This window comes from Streptomyces sp. NPDC005070, from assembly GCF_053600395.1.
Genome location: NZ_JBSFZS010000233.1, coordinates 1 through 6,184, shown reverse-complemented (window position 1 = coordinate 6,184; position 6,184 = coordinate 1). Strand labels below are relative to the sequence as shown.

The window sequence follows — 6,184 nt, the reverse complement described above, 5'->3', positions numbered from 1 at the left end:
TGTCGAACGTGTACGCCTTCGAGGCCGTCAGATCGGTGAAGTTCTGGCCGCCCCGAACCCGTCGGTGCCGTGCCGCCGGCCGAGGCAGGCACACCGCGGGCCGCCCGCAACGGCGTGGCGCCGTCGCGGGGCGACGGCCCCGTGCCGGTGATCTCGCCGCTCGTGCGCCGGCTCGCCCGGGAGAACGGGGTGGACCTGCGGGAGCTGGAGGGCTCCGGCCCCGAGGGACTCATCCTGCGCGCCGACGTCGAGTACGCGCTGCGCGCGGCGGCGACCGGTCGGCCGCGGTCGAACGTGCCCGCCGGATTCGGCGTGTCCGTCGCGGCGCCCGCGTTCGACGCGCCGGCCGATCAGGTGACCACGTACGCGGACATCGCGTCGGTGGTGCCCGGCGCGTCCGGCGTCTCCCGGGGCGCGACTCCGGCGGGCGTCCGTGTCCCCCTCAAGGGTGTGCGCGGTGCCGTCGCCGACAAGCTCTCGCGCAGCCGGCGCGAGATCCCGGACGCGACCTGCTGGGTGGACGCCGACGCGACGGAGCTCATGCAGGCACGCAGGGCGATGAACGCGGCCGGTGGCCCGAAGATCTCCCTGCTGGCACTGCTGGCCCGGATCTGCACCGCGGCACTGGCCCGTTTCCCGGAGCTGAACTCGACGGTCGACATGGACGCCCGCGAGATCGTCCGGCTCGACCAGGTGCATCTGGGCTTCGCGGCCCAGACCGAGCGCGGGCTCGTCGTCCCCGTCGTGCGGGACGCGCACGCACGGGACGCCGAGGGTCTGACCGCGGAGTTCGGCCGGCTGACCGAGGTGGCCCGGACCGGGAAGCTGACGCCGGCGGACCTCACGGGCGGCACGTTCACGCTCAACAACTACGGCGTGTTCGGTGTCGACGGCTCGACGCCGATCATCAACCACCCCGAGGCGGCCATGCTCGGCGTCGGCCGCATCATCCCCAGGCCGTGGGTGCACGAAGGTGAGGTGGCGGTGCGTCAGGTCGTCCAGCTCTCCCTCTCCTTCGACCACCGTGTCTGCGACGGCGGTACGGCGGGCGGCTTCCTGCGGTATGTGGCGGACTGCGTCGAACAGCCGGCGGTGCTGCTGCGGACTCTGTAGGCGCGGGGTCCGGTCACCCCCGGACCCGTGCCGTGCCCCGGGGGTGGCACCGCTTCCCCGGGCGCCCATACTCGGGGGCATGACCGCGTACGAGCCCGAGGGCGCGACCGGACGGCCGGGCAGGCGCGACCGACAGGGCACCCGCGGCGCCGATGGCGGGTACGACGCCGTCGTGCTCGCGGGCGGTGCCGCCCGGCGGCTCGGCGGCCAGGACAAGCCCGGCGTGCGGGTGGGCGGCCGGACGCTGCTGGACCGGGTGCTGGCCGCCTGTGCCGATGCCACCCGCACGGTGGTCGTGGCCGGGCCCAGGCCCACGGCCCGCCCGGTGGAGTGGGCCCGTGAGGACCCGCCCGGTGGGGGACCGCTCGCCGCGCTGGACGCCGGGCTGCGGCACACCGCGGCGCCGTACGTCCTCGTGCTCTCGGCCGATCTTCCGTTCCTGGAGGAGAAGACGGTCCGGCGCCTGCTGGACACCCTCCGCGCCGCCGGCCCACCCGAGCCCTCGTCCCTCCCCGAAGCCCCCGACCCGACCCACACCGGGCCCGGCACCCACGCGGAGGGACCAGGCCCCCGTGACGAGGCGGCGGACGCCCGTCCGGAGCGGCCCGGATCCCGTCCGGAGGTGCCCGGGGTCCCCGACATCGGGCGTGGCACTCGCTTCGACGGACCCGGCACCCCTGGCCAGGGCCCCGGCACCCGCGCCGAGGAACCCGGCATCCGTCACGACGGGCATGGTGCCCGCGCCGACGGCCCCGGTGCCCGCTTCGACGGGGTTCTTCTCGTCGATCCCGAGGGGCGGGATCAGCCCCTCGTGGCCGCCTACCGCGCCGACGCGCTGCGTCGCGAGCTGGGTGTGCTCGCCGCCGCGCACGGGAGCCTCGCCGGGCTGCCGCTGCGGCGGCTCGTCGCCGCACTCGACCTCACTCGCATCGCCGATCCCGTCGCGTCCTTCGACTGCGACACCTGGGACGACATCGCCGCCGCTCGGGCACGCATCAGGGAGCATGGGCACGTGCTGGATGAATGGATTTCCGCAGTCAAGGACGAACTGGGCATCGACCTGGACGTCGACACCGGTGTGCTGCTCGACCTGGCCCGTGACGCCGCGCACGGCGTCGCCAGGCCGGCCGCGCCACTGACCACGTTCCTCGTCGGATACGCGGCCGCGCGGGCCGGCGGAGGCCCGGAGGCGGTCGCCGAAGCCTCCCGCAAAGCCGCCGCGCTCGCGCTCCGCTGGGCCGACGAGGCCGCGTCCGAAGCGGCGCCGGACGCCGCGTCGCCCGGCGCCACGACCGATACGACCGCCACCGAGCCGGACGCCGGATGACCGCCGCCCGCTCCACCCGGGACAGCCAGGACAGCCGGGACGGCCAGGACACCGAGGACTTCGACGTCGAGGAGGCGCTCGCCCTGGTCAAGGGCACGGGCGCCCGCCCGTCCGGCGAGTCCGGACGGGCGGAGCGCGCCGTCCCGGGCCCCCAGGGAAGCGACCCGGCGGCGGCCCCGTCGCCCGGCGCACAGGCCGGCGGCGAGGGCAAGCACACCCGGCACCGGTCCACCCCGTGGCCGGAAGCCCGGGCCGTCGCCGAGCGGGCCGCCCGTTCCCTGGCCCGCCGCACCCCCGTTTCGGTCACCCTGGAGGCCTCCCTCGGCCTCGTCCTCGCCGCACCCCTGACGGCGCTCACCGACCTCCCCTCCTTCGACACCTCCGCCATGGACGGCTGGGCGGTCGCCGGACCCGGCCCCTGGGAGGTGCGGGAGGACGGCGTCCTCGCCGGGCACGCGGAACCGGAGCGGCTCGGCGACGGCGAGGCGGTCCGGATCGCCACCGGGGCACGGGTCCCGAGGGACGCCACGGCCGTCCTGCGCAGCGAACACGGCCGTCTCGACGGCAAGGGCCGGCTCCACGCGAGCGTCGCGCAGGAGCCGTCACCCGCCCGTTCCCGGGGTGTCCTGGCGCTCGCGCACGGGCAGGACATCCGCCCCCGCGGCCAGGAGTGCCGCAACGGCGACCAACTGCTGCCGCTCGGATCCCTGGTCACCCCCGCCGTGCTGGGCCTCGCGGCGGCCGCCGGCTACGACACGCTCGCCGTCGTCCCCCGGCCGCGCGCCGAAGTTCTCGTACTCGGTGACGAGTTGCTCACCGAGGGACTGCCCCGGGAAGGGCTCATCCGGGACGCGCTCGGTCCGATGCTGCCGCCGTGGCTGCGGGCGCTGGGCGCCGAGGTCGTCGCGGTGCGCCGGCTCGGCGACGACGCCAAGGCGCTGCACAAGGCGATCACCGGCTCCCGGGCCGATCTGATCGTCACCACCGGCGGTACGGCCGGCGGCCCCGTCGACCATGTCCACCCCACCCTGCGCCGGATCGGCGCCGAACTGCTGGTGGACAGCGTCAAGGTGCGGCCGGGACACCCGATGCTGCTGGCCCGCACCCAGGAGAACCAGCACCTCGTCGGCCTGCCCGGCAACCCTCTCGCCGCCGTCTCCGGCCTGCTCACGCTCGCTGAGCCGCTGCTGCGCACGCTGGCCGGACGCACGGCCCCGGAGCCGTACACGCTGCCGCTCGGGGAAGCCGTGCAGGGGCATCCGTACGACACCCGGCTCATCCCCGTCTCGCTGCGCGGTGAGCGGGCCGCGCCGCTGCACTACAACGGCCCGGCGATGCTGCGCGGTATCGCCGCCGCCGACGCGCTCGCGGTCGTGCCGCCGGGCGGTGCGCGAGCCGGGCAGGAGCTGGAACTCATCGATCTGCCCTGGGCCGTCGCGGGGATCGACGCGTGCTTCGGCTGACCGGGCCGGGGGCGTGAGAGGTATGAATCCGAGCGGGGAGTGTTTCACGTGAAACTTCCGGGCGACGACGCGATCGCCCGCCAGGCGGACGAACGCCTCGTGACCTACCAGGTGAAACTGCCGCAGAAGGTGGTGCAGAGCCCTTTTCGGCAGGTGGCGAAGCGGCTGTCGATGGCGCTGCTGCTGCTCGTGGCCACCGCGCTCATCGTCTGGGTCGACCGCGACGGCTACACCGACAACTCCGACGGCACGGTCGACCTGCTGGACGCCTTCTACTACGCGACGGTCACCCTTTCCACCACCGGATACGGCGACATCACCCCGACCAGTGACGTCGCCCGGCTCATCAACATCCTGGTCATCACGCCCCTGCGGGTGCTGTTCCTGATCATCCTGGTCGGCACCACGCTGGAGGTCCTCACGGAACGCACCCGGGAGGAGTGGCGACTGAACCGCTGGAGGGCGGCCTTGAGGGAGCACACCGTCGTTGTCGGCTTCGGGACCAAGGGACGGTCGGCCGTCGAGACCGTCTGCTCGACCGGGCTCAAGAAGGAACAGGTCGTGGTCGTCGACCCGAGCCCGAGAGTGGTCGAGGCGGCGACGGCCGACGGGTACGCGGGAGTGATCGGGGACGCCACCCGCAGCGATGTGCTGCTGCGCGCCGAGGTCCACAAGGCGCGCCAGATCATCATCGCCACCCAGCGGGACGACACCGCGGTCCTGGTCACCCTGACGGCGCGGCAGCTCAATCGCGGGGCGAAGATCGTGGCCGCCGTCCGTGAGGAGGAGAACGCGCCGCTGCTCCGGCAGTCCGGCGCCGACGCGGTCATCACCAGCGCCAGCGCGGCCGGCCGGCTCCTCGGACTTTCCGTGCTCAGCCCCGCGGCGGGCATGGTGATGGAGGACCTGATCCATCAGGGCAGCGGGCTCGACATCGTGGAGCGGCCCGTCACGAAGGCCGAAGTGGGCCTGGGCCCCCGGGAGACCACCGATCTGGTGGTCAGCGTCGTACGAGGACATCGCGTGCTCGGATACGACGATCCTGACGTCGGCACACTGCAGTTGACGGACCGGCTGATCACGATCGCCCGGGTCACGCGCAGCACCTGGACCGCGCCGGACATTCGGCCCCTGCCGCAGGAGTAGGCGACGCCTCTCAGGAGTAGGCAACCTCTCAGGAGTAGCGTCGCTCTCATGTACGCGATCACGATTCCTGAACCTGGTGGGCCCGAGGCGCTGGTGTGGGACGAGGTTCCCGATCCTGTGCCGGCCGAGGGCGACGTGCTGATCGAGGTGGTGGCCAGCGCCGTCAACCGCGCCGATCTGCTGCAACGGCAGGGCCTGTACAACCCACCGCCCGGCGCCTCCCCCTACCCCGGACTCGAATGCTCGGGGCGCATCGCCGAGGTCGGACCGGGCGTCATCGGCTGGTCGGTCGGCGACGAGGTGTGCGCGCTGCTCTCGGGCGGCGGATACGCCCAGAAGGTCGCCGTCCCGGCCGGGCAGTTGCTGCCCGTGCCCGCGGGGCTGGATGTCCTGCAGGCGGCGGCGCTGCCCGAGGTGACGTGCACCGTGTGGTCGAACGTCTTCATGGTCGCCCACCTGCGCCCCGGCGAGACCCTGCTCGTGCACGGCGGCTCCAGCGGCATCGGCACCATGGCGATCCAGCTCGCGAAGGCCGTGGGCGCGAAGGTCGCGGTCACGGCGGGCACCAAGGAGAAGCTCGACTTCTGCGCGGAGCTGGGCGCTGACATCCTGATCAACTACCGCGAGCAGGACTTCGTCGAGGAGATCGAGCGCGCCACCGAAGGGGCGGGTGCCGACGTCATCCTCGACAACATGGGAGCCAAGTACCTCGACCGGAACGTGCGCGCCCTCGCCGTCAACGGACGGCTCGCCGTCATCGGCATGCAGGGCGGCATCACGGCGGAGCTGAACATCGCCACTCTCCTGAACAAGCGTGCCGCGATCAGCGCGACCTCGCTGCGTGCCAGGCCTCTCGGCGAGAAGGCTGCCATCGTGGCGGCCGTGCGTGAGCACGTGTGGCCGCTGATCGACTCCGGCCATGTCCGTCCGGTCGTCGACCGTGAGCTGCCCATGAGCGACGCGGCGGGCGCGCACCGGGTCCTGGAGGAGAGCAGCCACATCGGAAAGGTGCTGCTCGTCGCCCCCTAGGGCCTGTCTGAACAATTCCCGTCTGCCCGGCGACGCCATGCACGCTCCCCCAAGCTCTTCGAGCAGGGGGGACCCCCACTCGCCGCACCGGCCCCAGACCCGAGTA

At 73.4% G+C, this 6,184-nt stretch carries 4 protein-coding genes and 1 pseudogene; all 5 read left to right on the top strand.

The window, feature by feature from the left end; translation table 11 throughout:
* Window positions 1–132: 132 nt before the first annotated feature.
* Window positions 133–1,113 (top strand): annotated as a pseudogene (locus ACWEBX_RS36405) (dihydrolipoamide acetyltransferase family protein); the annotation flags it as partial.
* A 172-nt stretch (window positions 1,114–1,285) separates the two neighbouring features.
* A complete protein-coding gene (locus ACWEBX_RS36400; RefSeq protein WP_451889026.1) occupies window positions 1,286–2,440 on the top strand; it encodes a DUF6457 domain-containing protein in 1,155 nt (384 codons plus the stop codon).
* The gene (locus tag ACWEBX_RS36395; protein ID WP_451889025.1) at window positions 2,437–3,903 is read left to right on the top strand and encodes a molybdopterin molybdotransferase MoeA; all 1,467 of its coding nucleotides are present in this window, start codon (window positions 2,437–2,439) and stop codon (window positions 3,901–3,903) included. The genes ACWEBX_RS36400 and ACWEBX_RS36395 overlap by 4 nt, the downstream gene beginning before the upstream one ends.
* A gap of 39 nt (window positions 3,904–3,942) precedes the next feature.
* Entirely contained in the window at window positions 3,943–5,049 is a 1,107-nt protein-coding gene (locus tag ACWEBX_RS36390; protein WP_451889024.1) for a potassium channel family protein, read from the top strand.
* Window positions 5,050–5,097: 48 nt separating this feature from the next.
* On the top strand, window positions 5,098–6,078 hold the full coding sequence (locus ACWEBX_RS36385) for an NAD(P)H-quinone oxidoreductase (RefSeq protein ID WP_451889023.1): 981 nt from the start codon (window positions 5,098–5,100) through the stop codon (window positions 6,076–6,078).
* The last annotated feature ends 106 nt before the right edge of the window (window positions 6,079–6,184 follow it).